This is a genomic window from Streptomyces sp. GL_140, from assembly GCF_057834465.1.
Map to the genome: position 1 here is coordinate 4,229,738 of NZ_CM174404.1, position 19,990 is coordinate 4,249,727.

Annotated in this window: 14 protein-coding genes; 6 read left to right on the plus strand and 8 right to left on the minus strand. The window is 71.4% G+C overall.

Annotated features, from left to right (window positions below; all coding sequences use genetic code 11):
* Positions 1-7 precede the first annotated feature (7 nt).
* Positions 8-922 carry a MerR family transcriptional regulator gene (locus tag AC3IYJ_RS19750; protein WP_489402603.1) on the plus strand — a complete coding sequence of 305 codons (915 nt, stop codon included), beginning with the start codon at positions 8-10 and terminating at the stop codon, positions 920-922.
* A gap of 104 nt (positions 923-1,026) precedes the next feature.
* Here AC3IYJ_RS19750 and AC3IYJ_RS19755 read toward each other — a convergent pair whose 3' ends face one another.
* A complete protein-coding gene (locus tag AC3IYJ_RS19755; RefSeq protein ID WP_489402604.1) occupies positions 1,027-1,875 on the minus strand; it encodes an aquaporin in 849 nt (282 codons plus the stop codon).
* 136 nt (positions 1,876-2,011) lie between these two features.
* Here AC3IYJ_RS19755 and AC3IYJ_RS19760 point away from each other — a divergent pair, with 136 nt between their 5' ends.
* The 3 genes from AC3IYJ_RS19760 (at position 2,012) to AC3IYJ_RS19770 (ending at position 7,705) form a co-directional block, all read left to right on the plus strand.
* A complete protein-coding gene (locus AC3IYJ_RS19760) occupies positions 2,012-2,551 on the plus strand; it encodes an RNA 2'-phosphotransferase (RefSeq protein WP_489402605.1) in 540 nt (179 codons plus the stop codon).
* 211 nt (positions 2,552-2,762) lie between these two features.
* A complete protein-coding gene (locus AC3IYJ_RS19765; protein ID WP_489402606.1) occupies positions 2,763-4,667 on the plus strand; it encodes an HSP90 family protein in 1,905 nt (634 codons plus the stop codon).
* Positions 4,664-7,705: a tetratricopeptide repeat protein gene (locus tag AC3IYJ_RS19770; protein ID WP_489402607.1), complete on the plus strand. Its 3,042-nt coding sequence runs from the start codon at positions 4,664-4,666 to the stop codon at positions 7,703-7,705. Before AC3IYJ_RS19765 ends, AC3IYJ_RS19770 begins: the two co-directional genes overlap by 4 nt.
* 72 nt (positions 7,706-7,777) lie before the next feature.
* Here AC3IYJ_RS19770 and AC3IYJ_RS19775 read toward each other — a convergent pair whose 3' ends face one another.
* Together AC3IYJ_RS19775 and AC3IYJ_RS19780 are read right to left on the minus strand one after the other, a co-directional pair.
* Positions 7,778-8,680, minus strand: coding sequence for an LLM class flavin-dependent oxidoreductase (locus AC3IYJ_RS19775; protein ID WP_489402608.1), 903 nt, complete (start codon positions 8,678-8,680; stop codon positions 7,778-7,780).
* Positions 8,681-8,713: 33 nt separating this feature from the next.
* Positions 8,714-9,163 carry a DUF6083 domain-containing protein gene (locus AC3IYJ_RS19780; RefSeq protein WP_489402609.1) on the minus strand — a complete coding sequence of 150 codons (450 nt, stop codon included), beginning with the start codon at positions 9,161-9,163 and terminating at the stop codon, positions 8,714-8,716.
* 203 nt (positions 9,164-9,366) lie between these two features.
* On the opposite strand from AC3IYJ_RS19780, the gene AC3IYJ_RS19785 reads away from it, so the two are divergent.
* Positions 9,367-10,284 carry a Cof-type HAD-IIB family hydrolase gene (locus tag AC3IYJ_RS19785; RefSeq protein WP_489402610.1) on the plus strand — a complete coding sequence of 306 codons (918 nt, stop codon included), beginning with the start codon at positions 9,367-9,369 and terminating at the stop codon, positions 10,282-10,284.
* Between the two features lie 19 nt (positions 10,285-10,303).
* On the opposite strand, the gene AC3IYJ_RS19790 is transcribed toward AC3IYJ_RS19785, so the two are convergent.
* The 4 genes from AC3IYJ_RS19790 to AC3IYJ_RS19805 all read right to left on the minus strand — a co-directional run bounded on the left by AC3IYJ_RS19790 (position 10,304) and on the right by AC3IYJ_RS19805 (position 18,290).
* Positions 10,304-12,052 (minus strand): GAF domain-containing sensor histidine kinase, encoded by a 1,749-nt coding sequence (locus AC3IYJ_RS19790; RefSeq protein ID WP_489402611.1) that lies wholly within the window; start codon positions 12,050-12,052, stop codon positions 10,304-10,306.
* A gap of 10 nt (positions 12,053-12,062) precedes the next feature.
* Positions 12,063-15,683 (minus strand): thiol reductant ABC exporter subunit CydD, encoded by a 3,621-nt coding sequence (cydD, locus tag AC3IYJ_RS19795; RefSeq protein WP_489402612.1) that lies wholly within the window; start codon positions 15,681-15,683, stop codon positions 12,063-12,065.
* 81 nt (positions 15,684-15,764) lie between these two features.
* Positions 15,765-16,766, minus strand: coding sequence for a cytochrome d ubiquinol oxidase subunit II (gene cydB, locus AC3IYJ_RS19800; RefSeq protein WP_489402613.1), 1,002 nt, complete (start codon positions 16,764-16,766; stop codon positions 15,765-15,767).
* Positions 16,767-16,784: 18 nt separating this feature from the next.
* The gene (locus AC3IYJ_RS19805) at positions 16,785-18,290 is read right to left on the minus strand and encodes a cytochrome ubiquinol oxidase subunit I (protein WP_489402614.1); all 1,506 of its coding nucleotides are present in this window, start codon (positions 18,288-18,290) and stop codon (positions 16,785-16,787) included.
* A gap of 189 nt (positions 18,291-18,479) precedes the next feature.
* Here AC3IYJ_RS19805 and AC3IYJ_RS19810 point away from each other — a divergent pair, with 189 nt between their 5' ends.
* On the plus strand, positions 18,480-18,848 hold the full coding sequence (locus AC3IYJ_RS19810) for a cyclophilin-like fold protein (protein ID WP_384651090.1): 369 nt from the start codon (positions 18,480-18,482) through the stop codon (positions 18,846-18,848).
* A 23-nt stretch (positions 18,849-18,871) separates the two neighbouring features.
* Here AC3IYJ_RS19810 and hisC read toward each other — a convergent pair whose 3' ends face one another.
* Positions 18,872-19,954, minus strand: coding sequence for a histidinol-phosphate transaminase (gene hisC, locus AC3IYJ_RS19815; protein ID WP_489402615.1), 1,083 nt, complete (start codon positions 19,952-19,954; stop codon positions 18,872-18,874).
* Positions 19,955-19,990: the final 36 nt, after the last annotated feature.

Consider the following 19,990-nt stretch of genomic DNA (forward strand, 5'->3'; position numbering starts at 1 on the left):
GCCGGGATTGTCCGATCAGGCAGTAGCCGAGTACCGGATCGAGGATCTGGCGCACCACAGCGGTGCGACCGTACGCACGATCCGGGCCTACCAGGACCGCGGCCTGCTGCCGAAGCCGGAGCGGCGAGGCCGCTCCAACGTCTACCGGGACACGCATCTGGCGCGACTGCGCCAGATCGCCGACCTGCTGGACCGCGGCTACACCCTGGCCTCCATCAAGGAATTGCTGGAGGCCTGGGATGCCGGCCGGGGGCTCGGCGGTGTCCTCGGGCTGGTCGCCGAGGTGCACGGACCGTGGACGGACGAGGAAGCGGCCCGGATCAGCCGGGACGAGCTCAATGACCGGTTCGGCGGCAAGCCCGACGACGACGCGGTGGGCGAGGCGTGCGAGCTGGGCGTACTGGAGCGGATCCCCGGGCGCCCGGACCAGTTCCGGGTGCCGTCCCCGCAGGAGTTGGCGGTGGCCGCCGAGCTGTACGCGGCCGGCGTCCCGCTGCCCGCGATCACCGGTCACCTGCGGGAACTGCGCGGCCAGGTGGAGCACATCGCCTCGCGCTTCCTGGAGTTCACCACGGAGCACGTCTTCGCGCGCTACCTGGGGGCCGTGCCTCCTACGGACTCGGACGCCGCCGAGGCGGCGACTATGGTGCGCAGGCTGCGGCCGCTGGCGCAGCAGACGGTGGACGCGGAACTGGCGCGGGCGATGCGGCTCTTCGCGACCCGGCACCTGCAGCGCCATCTCGGTGCGGCCGGGTCCCCGCAGCCTTCGGGTCCGACCCCGGTGGCTCTGCCCGCCGAGACCGTCCGGGCGGTCCAGGACCTGGTGGGCGCCGACCATGTGGCGGAGTTCGTCCGGGCTGCCACGGAACGGGAGCTGCAGGCCCGGACGATGAACGATCTGGCGAGCCGGGGCGGCCGGTAGTGCTCGATCAGTAGTCCACAGGGCGGATCACGCTTTTGCCGCCGAAACCGGCGCAAAGGGCTGTGGACAACTCCAGCGTCCCTGTGGGGAACTGTGCCCGGAGGTCAGTTCACGGTCTGGTAGGCCATGCCGACGGTGCTGATTTCAGCCACCCCTGCTTCCTGTGCCGTCGTGGCCTCCTCGGCCGTCGTGGCCGTCTCGACCGCTGCGCCCGTCGCAACCGTCCCCGTCGTTACGCCCGTCGCGGCCGTCGGCTCCTCCGGGACCCGTCGGTCGTTCCCGTAGAGCAGCGCCGCGAGGGCCAGGCCGAGGATCCCGCCGAGCAGCTGCGCACCGATGAAGCCCGGCAGCGACTGCGGGGCGATGCCGGTGAAGGAGTCGCTGAAGCTGCGCCCGATGGTGCCGGCCGGGTTCGCGAAGGACCCGGAGGAGGTGAACCAGATCGCGGCGGCGATGTACCCGGCGACCGCGACGGGGATGAACTTCGAGCGGCCGATCCGGCCGAGGCCCTGGATCAGCAGGACCAGTCCGGCCGTGGCGACGACCTCTCCGAGGAGCAGGTGTCCGCCGCCCCGGACCTGGGTGGCGAAGGTGCCCGGGGTCCGACCGAACATCACCTCGGCGAGGACGGCTCCGCCGATGGCCCCGGCGGTCTGGGCCGCGGTGTAGACGAGGGCCTCACGCCCGTCGAGCCCTTCGCCGCCGATGCGCCGACCCCACCAGGAGCTGAGGGTGACCACGGGGTTGAGGTGGGCCCCGGAGAGCGGGCCGAAAAGAGTGATGATCAGCCCGAGGCCTATGGCACTGGCGAGCGAGTTGGCGACGAGGGCGACGCCCGTGTCGGCGGAGAGTGCGGCGGCCTGGATCCCGGATCCGATGACGACTACCAGCAGAGCCGCGGTGCCGATGAGCTCGGCGGCCGCGCGACGCGACAGAGACGCACCATTTGTCATAATTCAGTTTCCCCTTTGGTGGCAGTTCCGCGGAAAATGTATTCCGTATCTTGGAAACGCGACAGAGGGAGTCCAGGTTCGACGAACCGGCCGAAAATCCCTGCGACGGACCCCACCGACCCGGCACGCTGGACGAATGGATGACAGACGCACCGTCAAGGTGTCCAAATACGTCTCGAAACACCTGCGCCATCAGCCGGAACGCATCGGACTGGTGCTCGACCCGCAGGGCTGGGTGGAGATCGACGATCTTCTCGGCGCCGCGGCCGCCCACGGTTTCCGCATCAGCCGGGCCGAACTCGACCACGTGGTCGCCGCCAATGACAAGCAGCGCTTCGCCGTCGAAGGCACCCGGATCCGGGCCAGCCAGGGCCACACCGTCAGCGTGGACCTGGGCCTGCCGGAGGCCGAACCGCCGGCGTACCTCTACCACGGCACCGTCGCCACCGCCCTGGACGCGATCCGCGCCGAGGGGCTGTCCCCGATGGCCCGCCACCACGTGCATCTGTCTCCCGACCGGGAGACCGCGACCCGGGTGGGCGCACGGCGCGGCCGCCCGATCGTGCTCAGCGTGGACTCGGGGGCGATGCACGCCGCCGGGCACGTCTTCCGGATCAGCGCCAACGGGGTGTGGCTGGCGGATTCCGTGCCCCCGGAATTCATCCGCTTCTCCTAGTTCCCCCGGCCGCTCCCCTGGCCGTTGCCCTGGCCGCTCCACTGACTGTTACCCCGGCTTCGCCTCCGAACGACGGGGCTTGCGGAGCAACGGAATTCACCGGGAGATTGTCAGACCGGCCCCCTACTCTGTTCCTCACTCCGGGATCTGTGAGGGGGGGAGTACCTCGCGGTCGCCGAACCACCCACACCGCACGCGAGGTGACGCACCCATGACGTCCGCACAACCGGCCCCGATCGCCGAACCGGCCGATTCCGAACCCTCGGCGAACACCTTCCAGGTCGATCTGCGCGGCCTGGTCGACCTGCTCTCCCACCACCTCTACTCCAGCCCGCGCGTGTACGTCCGCGAGCTGCTCCAGAACGCCGTCGACGCGGTCACCGCCCGGCAGGCCCTGGACCCCGAGGCCGAGATCGCCATCCGCCTCTCGGCCACCGGAAACCGGGTGACCATCGAGGACAGCGGCATCGGCCTGACCGCCGCCGAGGCCCACTCCCTCCTCGCCACCATCGGCCGCAGCTCCAAGCGCGGAGGCGCGCACGGGCTGGAAACCACCCGCCAGGAGTTCCTCGGGCAGTTCGGCATCGGTCTGCTCGCCTGCTTCGTCGTCGCCCGCCAGATCCGCGTCGTCACCCGCTCCGCCCGCGACCGCCTGGCCGCGCCCGTCGAATGGCTCGCCACCGACGACGGCTCGTACACCGTGCGCGAACTGCCGGACGACGCCCGCACGGAGCCCGGTACGACCGTCGTGCTGGAGGTCCGGCCCGGCGCCGAGGAGTGGCTCGTCCCGGCCAAGGTCGAACAGCTGGCCCGTGACTACGGATCGCTCCTCCCCTACGACATCACCTTCCACGAAGGCTCCGGCGAGGGCCCCGGCGAGGGCTCCGTGGAAGGCTCCGCACCCCGCCCGGTCACCGACCGGCCCGCCGTGTGGGACCGCGCCTTCCCCACCCCGGCGGCCCGCCGCGTCGCACTCGCCGGGCACTGCGCGCAGCTCTTCGGTTTCACCCCGCTCGACAGCATCGACCTCGACCTGCCGGTCGCCGGAGTGCGCGGGGTCGCGTACGTCCTGCCCGAGCCGACCAGCCCCGCCCACCGGTCCGGACACCGCGTCCACCTCAAGGGCATGCTGCTGACGGACAAGGCCGACAACCTGCTGCCCGACTGGGCGTTCTTCGTCCGCGCGGTCCTCGACACCGACACCCTGCGGCCCACCGCCTCGCGCGAGAACCTGTACGACGACGAGACCCTGGCCGCCGTGCGCGAGGCCCTCGGGGCCCGCATCCGCACCTGGCTCGCCGAGCTCGCCGCGAGCGAACCGGAGCGCCTGGCCGCCTTCCTGAGCGTCCACCACCTCGGGGTGAAGTCGCTGGCCCGGCACGACCCCGAGCTGCTCGGCCTGATGCTGCCCTGGCTGCCCTTCGAGACCAGCGACGGCTCGATGAGCCTGGAGGAGTTCGCGGCCGCGCACACCGACATCCACTTCACGCGCACGGTGGAGGAGTTCCGCCAGATCGCCCCGATCGCGGCGGCCCACGGCCTCGGAGTCATCAACGCCGGCTACACCTACGACGCCGACCTGCTGGCCCTGCTGCCCACCGTGCGGCCGCAGCTCAAGGTCACCGAGCTCGATGCCGGAGCCGTCACCGAGCGCCTCGACCCGGTCCAGACCTCCGCCGAGCTGGCCCTGGCGCCCTTCCTAGCCACCGCCCGCACCCGGCTGGAGCCACAGAGCTGCGATGTCGTCCTGCGCGCCTTCCAGCCCGTGGCCGTCCCCGCGCTCTACCTCGACGACCGCCAGGCCCGCCAGGAGCGCGACCGCACCGCCGCCCTGGACAGCGCCGACTCGCTCTGGAGCGGCATCCTCGGCGCACTGCGCGGCTCCGCCCCGCGCGCCCGCCTGGTCCTCAACCACAACAACCCGCTGATCCGCCGGATAGCGGCCCTCCCCGACGAGGCGCTGACCGCGACCGCCGTTGAATCGCTGTACGGGCAGGCCCTGCTGATGTCCCAGCGACCGTTGCGGCCGGGCGACAGCACCCTGCTCAACCGGGCCTTCCTCGGGCTCCTGGAATGGGCCACGCATCCCGCCGACACCCGGGAGGACGAGAAGTGAGCACGATGACGCGCGAGGAGATCGAGCGCGGGCTGGCCGAGAACCGCCGGTCCCCGGGCGGCACCGCCCGCAACGCGCACGCCGAGGCGCTGTCGGCCGCCGCCGAGGCGAGCGGGGACCGCGCGCTGTTCCGCGAGGCCCTGGACACCCAGATCAACGCCTACCTGTACAGCTCCGAGTCGCCGAAGATGCTCGTGCCCTTCGCGCGGCTGCTCCAGGAGTACGACAAGGACCCCGGCGCCTTCTCCGAATGGGACGCCCACTCGCTGTTCTGGCAGTTCAAGTGGATCGCCACCGCCATCAGCCACTCCCCCGAGGTCCCACTGGCCTCCGCGACCGGGTGGCTGGACGAGATGGAGCGCCGTTACCGGATCGCCGGCTACAGCGAGCGTCCCGTACGCGAGGCCGAGCTGTGGCTCGCCGACTCGACCGGCGACGACGAACGCGCCGGGCAGGCGTACGCCCACTGGCAGGCCGCCGACCGCGACGACATGAGCGACTGCCACGCCTGCGAGCTCAACGGCCAGGGCCAGTACGCGATGATGCGCGGCGACGACTCCGAGGCCCTGAAGGTCTGGCAGCCGGTGCTGTCCGGCGAGCGGACCTGCGCCGAGGAACCCCACCGGGTGCTGGCCACCTCGCTGCTGCCGCTGGTGCGGCTCGGCCGGCTCGACGAGGCCCGCTCCTCCCACCTGCGCGGATACCGGCTGGCCCGGGGCAACGAGAGCCTGTTGCCCTCGCTCGGCCGCCACATCGAGTTCTGCGCGCTCACCGGCAACGAGTCGCGCGGCCTGGAGATCCTCTCCGAACACGCCGCGCACGTGGGCCCGCTCGCCAACCTCTCCGACCGGCTGGCGTTCCACGGCGGCGTGCTCGTCCTGCTGCGCCGTCTGAAGGAACTGGGGCACGGGCAGAGCCCGGCCGTCCCCTACGAAGGTGTCCCGCACACGGTGTCCGAGCTGTACGAGGTGCTGCGCGCGGGCTCGCTCGACACGGCCCGGCGGTTCGACGCGCGCAACGGCTCCACCCGCGTCTCGGAGCGGTTCCTCGAACGGATAGGCAGGGCCCCGCTGGCCGCGGCCCTGCCGCTGGGCGTACGCAGCTCCGCGCTGGCCGCGCTCCCGCGGCCGGTCCCCGTCCGGGTGCCGACTCCGCCGTCCGGTCATGACGCGGCGTCGTCCTCGGCCTCCTCCTCGGACGGGGGCTTCGCCGAACTGGTGGAGCGGGCCCGAACGGCGCGGGACCTCGGACACCCGGGGTCGGACACGCTCTGGAACGAGGTGGCGGTACACCCCGACGCCGGGGCGGACCCGCTGGTGGCGGCCGACGTGGCGGACCACCGGGCCCTGGCGGCCGCACGGGCCGGGGCCCCGGGGGCCGCGGAGCTGCTGACCGGGGTGCGCGAGGGCTACCGGGCACTCGGCCGGCCGGAGCGCGCCGCCCTGGCCGAGCTGCGGCTGGCGACCGTGGCCGCGCAGTCCGGGACCGGCGCGGAGGAGCTGCGCAGGCTGCTGGCGGTGGCGTTGCGCGCCGCCGAAGCACTGGACGCGGGCGAGCCGTTGCGGCCCCGGCGGATCGCACTCGCGGAGCTGGCCTCGATCCGGGTGGAGTCCTACCTCCGCTCGCTCGAAGAGGCCCATGGCCACGACGACGCGGACCCCTCCGGTCAAGACCACGGTCACGACCACGGGCACGGGCACGGCGAACTGGTCTCCGAGCTGGGGGCCTTCGTCGATGCCTACGAGGCCTCCGCCCTGCCCGACGTGGTCGCGGACGCCGAGGAGATGCTGGGCCGGATCGCCCTCTCGGAGGGGGACCCGGAGCGTGCGGTGGCCCTGCTCGCCGCCTCCGCCGACCGGTCGGTCACAGCGGGCCTGCCGTGGCTCGCCGTGGACCCGCTGGTGCTGCGGGCCGGCGTGCTGATGTCCCTGGACCGTCCCGCGGAAGCCGAGGAGGCGGCGCGGGCTGCTCTGACGCATTCCTCCGAGGTGACCCACCCCGAGACGCAGGGCGTCGTACGGCTCACCCTGGCCGACATCCTGCTGCGGCGGAGCGAAGCGGACGCGGAGGCCACCGGGCACGCCCTGGAGGCGGCGCACTGGTTCGACCAGGCCGGACTCACCGCGCACGGCGGGGCCCAGGCCCGGCTGATGCTGGCTCGGTGCCACGCCCGTGACGGGCGTGCCGCCGAGGCGGCCGAGGTGCTCCAGTCGACGCTGCCGGACCTGCTGGAGCACGGCGAGGGCCAGGCCGCGTCCGTACGGGAATTCCTGGGCGATCTGCTGCGCGAGCTGAACGATCCGCGGGGCGCGGCGGAGCAGTACCTGTGCGCGGCGGAGGTGGCCAAGGACTGGGAGGACCCGCGTCCGCAGGCAAACTTCGCCCAGGCGGCGGCCGACCAGCTCTCCGAGGCACGGCTGGTGCCGGAGGCGGCGGCCGCGTACGAGCGGGCCCTGGAGCTGCACCGGCGCTCGAAGGACGCACCGATCGCCGAGGTACGGATCCTGCGGTCGCTGGCCTGGCTGGGGCTGCGCGACGAGGTCACCAACGCGACGGTGGCACGGGTGCGGACCCGGATGGAGGAGGCGGCCGAGGTCCTGGTCGCCGCTTCGGCCGAGGCCCCGGAATCCCTGGAGCTGCGGGCCGAGCTCGCCGAGACCTGGAACCAGCTGGCCCAGGTCCTCGACCGACGTGTCTCCGCAGACGGGAAGGACGATGACGAGGACGGCGAGGACGCCGCTGCCTCCGAGTCGCTGAGCGAAGCGGAGCTGGAAGCGCTGCGGCTGGAGGAGATCGAGCTCTGGGAACGGGCCGCCGGTCTGCACGCCGAGCTCGGACCGGACCGGCTGGAGTCCCGGTTCCAGTGCGTGACCAACGCCGCCTGGACCGAGAACGAGCTGGGCCGGCCGGAAGTCGGCGCCGCCCGGGTGACGGCCTTCGCCGACGAGGTCCGCGCACTGCCCGAGGGCACGGCGCCCGGATGGCTGCTGGAGAGCGCCGAGCGCACGGTGGAACACCTGCTGCGCGCCTCGGACTGACGGGCCGACGGGCCGGTGCCGTCCGCTGCCGCCGCCTCACCCGGTGCGGCGACGGCAGCGGACCCGTCCGGCTCAGCCGAGTTGGGCGAGCCCCTCGGTCGCGATCCGCTCGAAGACGTCCTGGTCGGCGGCGAACTCGGAATCGGGGATCGGCCAGTGGATCACCAGCTCGGTGATCCCGATCTCCTGGTGGCGGCCCGCGAAGTCCACGAAGGCGTCCACGGACTCCAGCGGGCGCCCGCGGTCCGGGGTGAAGCCCGTGAGCAGGACCTTGTCCAGCTCCGCGACGTCCCGGCCGGTCTCCACACAGGCCTTGCCCAGCTTGTCGAGCTGGCCCCGGATGGCCTCCACCGACTGCTCCGGGGTGCCCTCGTCGAAGATCTTCGGATCGCCGGTCGTCACCCACGCCTGCCCGTGCCGCGCGGCGAGCTTCAGGCCGCGGGGTCCGGTCGCGGCGACGGCGAAGGGCAGCCGGGGCCGCTGGACGCAGCCGGGGATGTTGAAGGCCTCGTCAGCCGAGTAGAAGGTGCCCCGCTGCGAGACGGAGTCCTCCGTGAGCAGCCGGTCGAGGAGCGGCAGGAACTCCCCGAAACGGTCGGCCCGCTCCTTGGGGGTCCACGCCTCCTGGCCGAGCACGGTGGCGTCGAAGCCGTTGCCCCCGGCGCCGATGCCGAGCGTGATCCGGCCGCCGGAGATGTCGTCGAGGGCGATCAGGTCCTTGGCGAGCGTCACCGGGTGGCGGAAGTTGGGCGAGGTGACGAGCGTGCCCAGCCGCATCCGCTCCGTCGCCGTGGCGGCGGCCGTGAGCGTCGGCAGCGCGCCGAACCACGTTCCGTTGCGGAAGGTCCGCCAGGACAGGTGGTCGTAGATGTAGGCGGCGTGGAACCCCAGCGCCTCTGCCCGCTGCCAGCGCTCGCGCCCCCCTTCGTGCCACCGGTGGACGGGAAGGATCACAGTGCTCAGGCGCAACGTCATACCCATGAGCCTACGACCGTCGCCGGGTGCCCCTCACGCCCCGCGCTGGGCGTTCTTGCGCCAAAGGTCGAGCAACAGGGGCGAGCCAATGGGCGCCGGAACCCGGGAACAGACGTCGAAGTGACAGATCCGACAGCTGCCCGAGACCGAGGTGGCGCTCAGGGAGACAGCGGTGCCGCTGTCCGTGATGTGCCAGCGTTTGCCCGCCGGGACGGAGCCGGACGGCCATGAACCGGGCTCGATCATCAGCCAGCGGCCCCGGACCGTGCGGTACCACTCGGCAGCGCCGCCGCAGATCCGGCAGATCGTCCCGCCCGGGGCCTGGACGGCCCGGACCGGCATCGCTGCGCGGCCGTCGTCGGAAGCGCGGGCCAGGGGACCCGAGGGGCCGGCCAGGATCTCGCCCACCAGGACCGGTTCGCGGTCCGGACGAGCGGCCCCCTCCCACTCGCAGCGTGAGCAGAGCGACATTCCCAGGCTCATGACCCTTCTGGCGTACGGGCCGCCGCAGGCGTCGCAGTCCGACTTCCGGGTTGAAGGGATGAGCACGTCGCCCCCCGTGTGACGTCATCGAAACCGGCGAAGAGATCCTTCCACCCACCACTGACAACCATGTGGCGATGTTTCACGTGAAACATCGCCATCGCCCCGGCCCCGACAGGGGTCCGGCTCGGCGACCCGGTCGCATGGGCGAAGATGGATCCGTGACCTCGGCTCCCCAGCGCCCGGACGGGCCAACTCCCACGCCCCGGCTCATCGCCACCGATCTCGACGGCACCCTGCTGCGCGACGACAAATCCGTCTCGCAGCGCACCGTCGACGCACTCGCCGCCGCCGAGGAGGCCGGCATCGAGGTCTTCTTCGTGACCGGACGCCCGGCCCGCTGGATGGGCGTGGTCAGCGACCACGTCCAGGGCCACGGCCTGGCGATCTGCGCCAACGGCGCTGCCGTCGTCGATCTCCACGCCTTCGATCAGCTCACCGGCGGCTCACCCACCGGCCAGGAGTTCGTGCAGGTCAGGGCGCTGCCCCGACTCACCGCACTCAAGGTGGTGGAGGCTCTGCGGGCCGCCGCCCCCGGCACGTCGTTCGCCGTCGAACTGACCACCGGCATCAACTACGAGCCTGCGTACCCGCCCTTCTTCCAGGACCCGGGCGCCAATGTCGCCACCGCCGAGAAGCTGCTCCAGGAGGCGACGGACGACGATTCGGCGCCCGTCCTCAAGGTGCTCGCGCACCATGCCGAGCTGGCTCCCGACGAGTTCCTGGAGCTGGCCCGCACCACCGCCGGCGCGTACGCCTCGATCACCCGCTCCAGCCCGACCTCCCTGCTGGAGATCAGCGGACCGGGTGTCTCCAAGGCCAGCACCCTGGCCCTGTGCTGCGAGGAGCGCGGTATCTCGGCGGCCGAGGTGGTCGCCTTCGGGGACATGCCGAACGACGTGGAGATGCTCGGCTGGGCGGGCACCTCGTACGCGATGGGCAACGCCCATCCGGATGTGATCGCGGCCGCGTCCGGCCGTACGGTCGCCAACAACGAGGACGGCGTCGCCCTCGTCATCGAGCGCATCCTGGCCGAACGGGCCGCGCGCGCCCGGTCCTAGCGCGGCGGCCCGACAGACCCTAGAGCGGCGCCTCCCACACCAGGGTGGTCCCGCCGCCGTCCTCGTCGAGGCCGGGCCCGTACGAGCTGGAGCCGCCGAGCGACTCGGCCCGGCGGCGCAGGTTCCGCAGCCCGCTGCGCCGCCCGCCCTCCGGGATGCCCACGCCGTCGTCGGCCACCTCCAGCCGGACCCCGGGCCGTCCGTCGGCCAGGGTGACGGTGGCGTCGAGCACCACCTCGATGCGTGAGGCCTCGGCGTGCCGGAACGCGTTCGACAGGGCCTCGCGCAGGGCGGCGATCAGGTTCTTGCCGACGAGTTCGCCGACGACCGCGTCGATCGGCCCGAGGAAGCGGTGTGCGGGCTTGAAGCCCAGCGGCACGGCAGCCATGTTGATCTCCCGCAGTACCCGGGTGCGCAGACCCGAGGGGACTTCCGCCGGCCCCTGCTGGAGGGCGAAGATCGCGGTACGGATCTCCTGGATCGTCACGTCGAGCTCGTCCACGGCCTTGCCGACCCCGTCGCGCACCTCGGGCACGACGGAACGGCGCTGGGCACCCTCCAGCATCATCCCGGTGGCGAAGAGCCGCTGGATGACGAGGTCGTGCAGATCGCGGGCGATCCGGTCGCGGTCCTCGAAGACCGCCAGCCGTTCCCGGTCGCGCTGCGCCTCGGCCATCATCAGCGCGAGCGCCGCCTGGGAGGCGAACTGCGTGGCCAGGGTCCGTTCGGCCTCGCTGAACGGCCGCTTGCCGCGGGCCCGGGGGGTGACGAGCGCTCCCAGCACCCGGCCGCCGCTGTGCAGCGGGAGCATCATGCAGGCCCCGTACTGGCTGGTCAGCCGGCTGATCATGCGCGGATCCGAGGCCGCGTCCTCCACGAAGACCGGCTCGCCCTCCAGGAGCCTGGCGACCACGGGGCTCTCGGCCGGGATCACCACGCCGAGCGAGGTGGCCGGGTTCTCGGCGGAGACCGCGACGATCTCCATCCCGCCGTCCTCGGCGGGCAGCATCACGATCCCGGCGGCCGAATCGGCGAGCCGGCGGGCCTGTTCGGCGACGACCGCGAGCGCGTCGTCCGCGTCCCCGCCCGACAGCAGGGCGGTGGTGACGGCGACCGAGCCGTCGATCCAGCGCTCGCGCTGGGTGGCGGCCTCGTAGAGCCGGGCGTTGCCGATGGCGATGCCGGCCTCGGTGGCCAGTACCCGGACCATGTGGACGTCGTAGTCGTTGAACTCGCCGCCGCCGTTCTTCTCGGCGAGGTAGAGATTGCCGAAGATCTCGCCCTGCACCCGGATCGGGACGCCGAGGAAGGTCTTCATGGGCGGGTGGTGTTCGGGGAATCCCGCCGAGCGCGGATCCTTGGTCAGATCGGCGAGGTGCACCGTGTCGGGGTGCGAGATCAGCGCGCCGAGCAGCCCGTGCTTCCCGTCCGGGCGGTGTCCGATCTTCCTGGCCAGCTTGTCGCTGATGCCGAAGGTGACGAAGTCCGAAAGCCCTCGGCCCTCGGTGTCGACGACGCCGATGGCCGCGTAGCGGGCGTCCGCGAGCTCGGCAGCTGTCTCGCAGATCCGGTCCAGCGTGGAGTGCAGTTCAAGGCCTGTACCCACCGACCGCATGGCTTCCAGGAGCTGTGGCACCCGGGCCGTGAGCTCGGTGGACAGCCCCTGAAGACTCCGGGTGGCAGCAGTCGCGGCCTCCAGCGGGTCGGGCTTTCCCGGTGACGGCTCCGGCGATGACTCGGGCGATTGCTGGGACTCCTGCGCTGACATGCTCTTGAGACTAGTTAGTCCCCTTTAGTGAGGAAAGTCGAGCCTGGCCATTATCGGCCGTTGTGCGGTCCGCTGCCCTTTCCCGCTCCAGAAGCCTCCGCAGCGGCCCCTCGACCGCGGCGAGCTCCGCGTACGCCCCGCGCTGGACGACCGCACCGCGGTCCAGTACGAGCACCTCGTCGACTGCTTCCAGACCGGCCAGCCGGTGCGTGATCAGCACGGTGGTGCGTCCCTCGGTCGCGGCCAGCAGGTCCGCGGTCAGCGCGTCCGCAGTCGCCAGGTCCAGGTGCTCGGCCGGCTCGTCCAGGACGAGGACCGGGAAGTCCGCGAGCAGGGCCCGAGCCAGCGCCAGGCGCTGGCGCTGGCCACCGGAGATCCGTTCGCCGTGCTCACCGACCAGCGTGTCCAGCCCCTCCGGAAGCCCGTCGGCCCACTCCAGCAGCCGGGCCTCGGCGAGTGCCTCGCGCAGCTCTTCCTCGCTCGCCCCGGTACGGGCCAGGCGCAGGTTCTCCCGCACCGAGCTGTCGAAGATGTGTGCGTCCTGGGCACACAGGCCCACCACCCGGCGCACGTCGTCCCCGTCGACCGCACGCGCGTCGGTCCCGCCCAGGGTGTACGAGCCTTCGTGCTGGTCCAGGAAGCGCAGCAGAACCTGCGCCAGCGTGGTCTTGCCGGCGCCCGAGGGGCCGACGACCGCGATCCGGCGGCCGGCCTCCAGGGTCAGGTCGAGCCCCCGCAGGGCGTCCTGCTCCTGCCCGGGATGGCGGGCGGCGAGACCCGTCAGCCTCAGCGGGAAGGGCGAGGAGGGCAGCGCCTCGGGCCGCTCCGGCTCGGTGACCGGGACGGGCGAGTCGATGACCTCGTAGACCCGCTCGGCGCTTCGGCGGACCCGCTGGCGGTACTGGACCGCCTGCGGAAGCCCGGTGACGGCCTCGAAGGCGGCGAGCGGAGTCAGCACGACCACGGCCATGGCGACCCCGGACAGCCGCCCCCCGGCGACGGCGCTCGCGCCGACGGCGGCGGCGCACACCACGGTCAGCCCGCACAGGAGGGCGGTCAGCCCGCTCCCGAGCCCGGTGACGGCGGCCGTGCGGGCGGCGATCCCGGTCAGCGTGCGGTCGCTCTCCTTCGCGGCGGCCTTTCGCCCGCCGAGCGCTCCGGCCACGGTCAGCTCCGCGGTCCCGGTGAGCAGATCGGCCACCCGGGTGGCGAGCTCGCCCCGGGCGGGCGCGAGCCGACGCTCGGTTCGGCGTGCGCAGACCGCACTCACGAGCGGCACCCCGACACCGGCGGCGATCAGCCCGGCCGCGAGCACGGCCCCGGCCCCGGGAAGCAGCCAGGCGGTGAACGCCACCGACCCGGTCCCGACGAGCACCGCGGTGCCGACGGGCAGCAGCCAGCGCAGCCAGTAGTCCTGCAGGGCGTCGGCGTCGGCCACCAGCCGGGTCAGCAGGTCCCCGCGCCGCTGCGCGCGCAGCCCGGCGGGGGCGATCCGCTCCAGCCCCCGGTACACGGAGACCCGCAGGTCTGCGAGCATCCGCAGCACGGCGTCGTGGGACACGAGCCGTTCCGCGTACCGGAAGACGGCCCGGCCCATGCCAAAGGCCCTCGTGGCGGTGACGGCCACCATCAGGTAGAGCACCGGCGGCTGTTCGGAGGCCCGCGAGATCAACCATCCGGAGACCGCCATCAGCCCCACGCTGCACCCGACGGCCAGTGCCCCGAGCAGCAGCCCCAGCCTGAACCGGCCCTGCCACGCCTTGGCCACGGCCCTGACCCGCCGCAGCGGATCGCGCCCGCCCGTATCGGCTCCGGCCGTCTTCGCCATCCGCTCGGGTGCGCTCCCGAGGATCCATTCCCCGGGATCGCTCACTCCGGCGGGGCCCGCCGCCGCTCCCAGGGCCCCCGGTTCCGGGGCGGAGCCCTGGTCGGTCCGGGGCACGGCCCCGGTCGGGTCGGGCGTGGGGATGGAGTGGGGGAGGAAGCCCGCGGGCCCCACCCCGACGCGCACCACCCGGTCCGCGACAGCGAGCAGCGCCGGCCGGTGCACCACCAGCAGCACGGTCCGCCCGACCGCGAGCCTGCGTACCGCCTCCACGACGCCGGCCTCGGTCTCGCCGTCCAGAGCGGCCGTCGGCTCGTCCAGCAACAGCACCGGCCGGTCCGCCAGGAACGCCCGTGCCAGCGCCAGCCGCTGACGCTGCCCCGCGGACAGACCGACGCCGCCCTCACCGAGCATCGTGTCCACGCCCAGCGGCAGCCCGGCCACGAACTCCCAGGCCCCGGCGTCCTCCAGAGCACCGACGACGGCCTCGTCCCCGGCTTCGGGCCTCGCCAGCCGTACGTTCTCCGCGATCGTCCCGGCGAACAGGTGCGGCCGCTGCGGCACCCATGCGATCCGCTCCCGCCACTGCTCCCGCGAGAGCTCCGCCAGGTCCGTGCCGCCGACCCGCACCCGGCCTGCGCTCGGGGTCACGAACCCCAGCAGCACCTGGAGCAGCGTGGACTTGCCCGCACCGCTCGGCCCGGTGAGGGCCACGCATTCGCCTGGCCCCACACTCAGCGACACCGGCCCGGGGGAGTCCTCGCCCCGGCCCTCGTAGCGGACCGCGACCCCGTCCAGTTCGATCCGCAGCCCCGCACCGGGTACGGCGGCCGTGCCGCCCGCCGCCGGGGTCGGGGTCTCCAGTACGTCGAAGATCTCTTCGGCGGCCGCCAGCCCCTCCGCCGCCGCGTGGTACTGCGCTCCGACCTGCCGCAGGGGCAGGTACGCCTCGGGTGCCAGGACCAGGATGACGAGCCCGGTGTACAGGTCCAGTTCTCCGTGCACGAGCCGCATGCCGATGGTCACTGCCACCAGCGCCACCGAGAGGGTCGCCAGCAGTTCGAGCGCGAAGGAGGACAGGAACGCGATGCGCAGGGTGCGCATCGTGGCCTGCCGGTAGTCATCGGTGATCTTGCGGATGGACTCGGCCTGGGCCTTCGCCCGGCCGAAGACCTTCAGGGTCGGAAGTCCGGCCACCACGTCCAGGAAGTGCCCCGACAGACGGGACAGCAGCCGCCACTGGCGGTCCATCCTGGACTGGGTGGCCATGCCGATCAGGATCATGAAGACCGGGATCAGCGGCAGTGTGACCACGATGATGGCCGCCGACACCCAGTCCTCGGTGACGATCCGGGCGAGCACCGCCACGGGGACGACGATCGCGAGCCCCAACTGGGGCAGGTACCGCGAGAAGTAGTCGTCGAGCGCGTCCACACCCCGGGTGGCCAGCGCCACCAGGGACCCCGTCCTCTGCCCGCTGAGCCAGCCGGGACCCAGGTCGGCGGCCCGGTCCAGCAGTCGGCCCCGCAGCTCCGACTTGACCGCCGCGCTGGCCCGGTGCGCGGCCAGCTCCGTCAGCCACGCGACCAGGCCCCGGCCGAGCGCCACCGCCGCGAGCAACAGCAACGGCGTCCGCAGCGCCGCTCCGTCCAGTCCGTCCTCGAAGGCACCGACCACGATCTCGGCGATCAGCATCGCCTGGCCGACGACCAGCCCCGCCCCGGCGAGCCCGAGAACCACCACCGCCCCGAGGAAGAGGCGGGTGGAGCGGGCGTACCGGAGCAGGCGCGGGTCGATCGGTTTCACGTGAAACATCCCCTAGACAGGATCAGACGGCGCCGGACGGGGCCGGGCCGGTCCGGGCGGGACCGGTCGGCCGACCGGGATTCAGTGCGCGTCGGCGATGTGCTGGGTACCGATGCGCTTGCGGAACACCCAGTACGTCCACGCCTGGTAGAGCAGGACGACCGGGGTCGCCACCGCCGCGCACCAGGTCATGATCTTCAGGGTGTACGGGCTGGACGAGGCGTTGGTGACCGTGAGGTTCCAGGCGTCGTTCAGCGAGGACGGCATGACGTTCGGGAAGAGCGTGAGGAACAACATCGCCACGGCGGCCGCGATGGTGACTCCCGACAGGGCGAACGCCCAGCCCTCCCGGCCGGCGAAGTTGAAGCCGAGGGCTCCGACCAGGGACAGCACCGCCACGATCATCGCGATCAGGCTCCAGCCGTCGCCGCGCGAGACCTGGGTCCAGATCAGGAAGGCGAGCGCCAGTACGGCGGTCACCACCCCGAGCTGCATGGCCAGCTTGCGCGAGCGGTCCCGGATGTCACCGACCGTCTTGAGCGAGGTGAACACCGCGCCGTGGAAGGTGAAGAGGGTCAGGGTGACCAGGCCGCCGAGGATCGAGTAGACGTTGAGCAGGTCGAAGAAGGTGCCGACGTACTCCTTGTTCTGGTCGATCTTCACGCCGCGCACGATGTTGGCGAACGCCACACCCCACAGGAACGCGGGGATCAGCGAGGTCCAGAAGATCGCGTGTTCCCAGTTGGTCTGCCACTTGTCCTCGGGACGCTTGTGGCGGTACTCGAAGGAGACGCCCCGGATGATGAGGCAGATCAGGATGATCAGCAGCGGCAGGTAGAAGCCGGAGAAGAGGGTGGCGTACCACTCGGGGAAGGCGGCGAAGGTCGCACCGCCCGCCGTGAGCAGCCAGACCTCGTTGCCGTCCCAGACGGGCCCGATCGTGTTGATCAGGACCCGCTTCTCCTTGCGGTCGCGGGCCAGCAGCTTCGTCAGTACGCCGACCCCGAAGTCGAAGCCCTCGAGGAAGAAGTAGCCGATCCACAGGACGGCGATGAGCACGAACCAGACGTCGTGTAGTTGCATGGTGTGGTCTCCCCAGCCTCAGTACGAGAAGGCCATCGGCCGGTCGGGGGTCTTGTCGTCCCCGCCGATCTTGGTGGGCGGGTTGAGGTCGGCCTCGGTGAGCTCGGGCGGGCCGGCCTTGACGTACTTCACGAGCAGCTTGACTTCGATGACCGCGAGCACGGCGTAGAGCAGCGTGAAGCCGATCATCGAGGTGAGCACCTCGCCCTGGGAGACGTTGGGCGAGACGGCGTCGCGGGTGCGCAGGACTCCGTAGACCACCCAGGGCTGACGGCCCATCTCGGTGAAGATCCAGCCCCAGGAGTTGGCGATCAGCGGGAATCCCATGGTCCAGAGCGCGATCACCCAGTACAGGTTGGTGAACTTGGGGCTCAGCGCCTTCTTGAAGAGGACCAGGTGCGGGACGTCGTTCTCACCGGTGCGCAGCCCCGGCGGCAGCATGAACTTCTTGCGGGTCAGCCAGAGCCCCAGGACCCCGACCCCCAGGGAGGCCATGCCGAAGCCGATCATCCAGCGGAAGCCCCAGTAGGCGACGGGGATGTTGGGGCGGTAGTCGCCGGGCCCGAACTTCTCCTGCTCGGCCTTGTTCACGTCGTTGATGCCCGGGACGAAGGAGGTGAAGTCGTCGTTGGCCAGGAAGGACAGCAGGCCCGGGATCTCTATGGCGACCTTGTTGTGGCCCTTCTCGACGTCGCCGTACGCGAAGACCGAGAAGGGAGCCGGCGCCTCGCCGTCCCAGAGCGCCTCGGCGGCGGCCATCTTCATGGGCTGCTGCTTGAACATCACCTTGCCGAGCAGGTCACCGCTGATGGCCGTACCCAGTCCGGCGATGATCATGACGACCAGGCCGAGCCGCAGCGAGGTCCGCATGACGGGGATGTGCCGCTTGCGGGAGAGGTGGAAGGCGGCGATGCCGACCATGAACGCGCCGCCGACCAGGAAGGCGGCCGTCATGGTGTGGAAGAACTGCGTCAGCGCCGTGTTCTGGGTGAGCACCAGCCAGAAGTCGGTGAGCTCGGCCCGGCCCCGCTCCGCGTTCATCCGGTAGCCGACCGGGTGCTGCATCCAGGAGTTCGCCGCGAGGATGAAGTACGCGGAGAGGATGGTGCCGATCGAGACCATCCAGATGCAGGCCAGGTGGATCTTCTTGGGGAGCTTGTCCCAGCCGAAGATCCACAGGCCGATGAAGGTGGACTCGAAGAAGAAGGCGATGAGGGCCTCGAAGGCCAGCGGGGCTCCGAAGATGTCACCGACGAACCGCGAGTAGTCGGACCAGTTCATGCCGAACTGGAACTCCTGGACGATGCCGGTGACGACACCCATCGCGATGTTGATCAGGAAGAGCTTGCCCCAGAACTTCGTGGCCTTGAGGTACTTCTCCTTTTCCGAACGTACCCAGGCGGTCTGCAGGATCGCGACGAGCGCGGCCAGCGAGATCGTCAAGGGAACGAAGAGGAAGTGATAGACGGTCGTAATACCGAACTGCCATCGCGCCAGTGTCTCTGGCGCCAAAGCTAGGTCCACGTCCTCGTCTCCTTCGGTTCGCCGTGGTCACAGCCGCAGTTTGCCTCTCGCATCCCACTCAATCCGGGAGGAAGCAGGACACGCTTGTGAACGCGTTCACATTCACAAGCATTATGTCGTACGGGTGACGGCACCTTTCAGGGGGGGGTCCCCTAGCGAATACATTCAACAGATTGTTGAATGCGATCCATGAAGATTCGGATCCTCTGGCCCGCCGGCCACCTCACCGCGACCCTCGACGAAACCCCGACCGCCAAGGCGCTTGCCGAAGCACTCCCGATTTCCGCCACCGCCAACACCTGGGGCGAGGAGGTCTACTTCGACACCGGCGTTTCCGTGGCCCTGGAGCACGACGCCCAGCAGGTCGTCGATCCCGGCACGGTCGCGTTCTGGACCGAGGGCGACGCTCTCGCGCTGCCCTACGGTCCGACGCCGATCTCCCGCGGGGGCGAGAGCCGCCTGGCGAGCCCGTGCAACGTGCTCGGCTCGTTCGACGGCGACCCCCGCCTGCTGGCCACCGTCCGCGACGGCGACTCCATCCGCGTGGAACTCGCGTAGCCACACCTGCTCGAAGCGGGTGGCTACATCTCCTTGAAGAACGCCTCCGCCGTGTGCAGGAAGATGTCGTTCGCCTCGGGCTCGCCGATCGTGACCCGCAGGCCCTCGCCCGCGAAGGGCCGGACCACCACGCCGGCCTTCTCGCAGGCCGCCGCGAAATCGGCGGTCCGCTCACCGAGGCGCATCCACACGAAGTTGGCCTGCGTCTCGGGGACCACGGTCCAGCCCTGGGCCAGCAGCGTCCCGTGGACCCGGTTGCGCTCGCCGACCAGCGACCCGACCCGGCCCATCAGCTCGTCCTCGGCCCGCAGCGAGGCGACCGCCGCGTCCTGGGCGAGCTGGCTGACGCCGAAGGGCACCGCCGTCTTGCGCAGCGCCGCGGCCACCGGCTCGTGTGCCACCGCGAATCCCACGCGCAGGCCCGCGAGCCCGTACGCCTTGGAGAACGTGCGCAGCACGGCGACGTTCGGGCGGCTGCGGTAGAGCTCGATGCCGTCCGGCACCTCCACGTCGCGGACGAACTCCTTGTACGCCTCGTCGAGGACGATGAGGATGTCGGAGGGCACCCGGTCGAGGAACCGCTCCAGTTCGGCCCGGCGTACGGCGGTGCCCGTGGGGTTGTTGGGGTTGCAGACGAAGATCAACCGGGTCCGTTCGGTGATCGCCTCGAACATCGCGTCCAGGTCGTGCACGTCCCCGTCGGTCAGCGGGACCTTGACCGAGGTCGCACCCGAGATTTGGGTGATGATCGGGTAAGCCTCAAAAGACCGCCAGGCATAGATGACCTCGTCACCCGGCCCCGCCGTGGACTGGATCAGCGACTGGGCGACCCCGACCGAGCCGGTGCCCGTGGCGATGTGCTCCACGGGGACCCCGAACCGGTCGGCGAGCTCGTTCACCAGACCCGTGCACGCCATGTCCGGGTAGCGGTTGAAGTGGCCGGCCGCGGCCACCGCAGTCTCCAGCACCCCAGGCAGCGGGGGGTACGGGTTCTCGTTCGAGGACAGTTTGAACGCCACGGGACCGCCCGCTGCGGCGGGCTTCCCGGGCTTGTAGGTGGGGATGCCGTCCAGCTCGGCGCGCAGCTTCGGGCTCTTCTCGCTCACCGCAGGTCCTCCTCGACCATCCCGTACGACGTCGCC

Excerpts from the sequence above, each read along its gene's own strand:
- AC3IYJ_RS19810 (WP_384651090.1), top strand. The coding sequence starts at position 18,480 with ATGAAGATTCGGATCCTCTGGCCCGCCGGCCACCTCACCGCGACCCTC.
- AC3IYJ_RS19790 (WP_489402611.1), bottom strand. The coding sequence starts at position 12,052 with ATGTCAGCGCAGGAGTCCCAGCAATCGCCCGAGTCATCGCCGGAGCCG.
- AC3IYJ_RS19785 (WP_489402610.1), top strand. The coding sequence starts at position 9,367 with ATGGGCGAAGATGGATCCGTGACCTCGGCTCCCCAGCGCCCGGACGGG.
- AC3IYJ_RS19780 (WP_489402609.1), bottom strand. The coding sequence starts at position 9,163 with ATGAGCCTGGGAATGTCGCTCTGCTCACGCTGCGAGTGGGAGGGGGCC.
- AC3IYJ_RS19755 (WP_489402604.1), bottom strand. The coding sequence starts at position 1,875 with ATGACAAATGGTGCGTCTCTGTCGCGTCGCGCGGCCGCCGAGCTCATC.
- cydB (WP_489402613.1), bottom strand. The coding sequence starts at position 16,766 with ATGCAACTACACGACGTCTGGTTCGTGCTCATCGCCGTCCTGTGGATC.
- AC3IYJ_RS19760 (WP_489402605.1), top strand. The coding sequence starts at position 2,012 with ATGGATGACAGACGCACCGTCAAGGTGTCCAAATACGTCTCGAAACAC.
- AC3IYJ_RS19775 (WP_489402608.1), bottom strand. The coding sequence starts at position 8,680 with ATGACGTTGCGCCTGAGCACTGTGATCCTTCCCGTCCACCGGTGGCAC.
- AC3IYJ_RS19765 (WP_489402606.1), top strand. The coding sequence starts at position 2,763 with ATGACGTCCGCACAACCGGCCCCGATCGCCGAACCGGCCGATTCCGAA.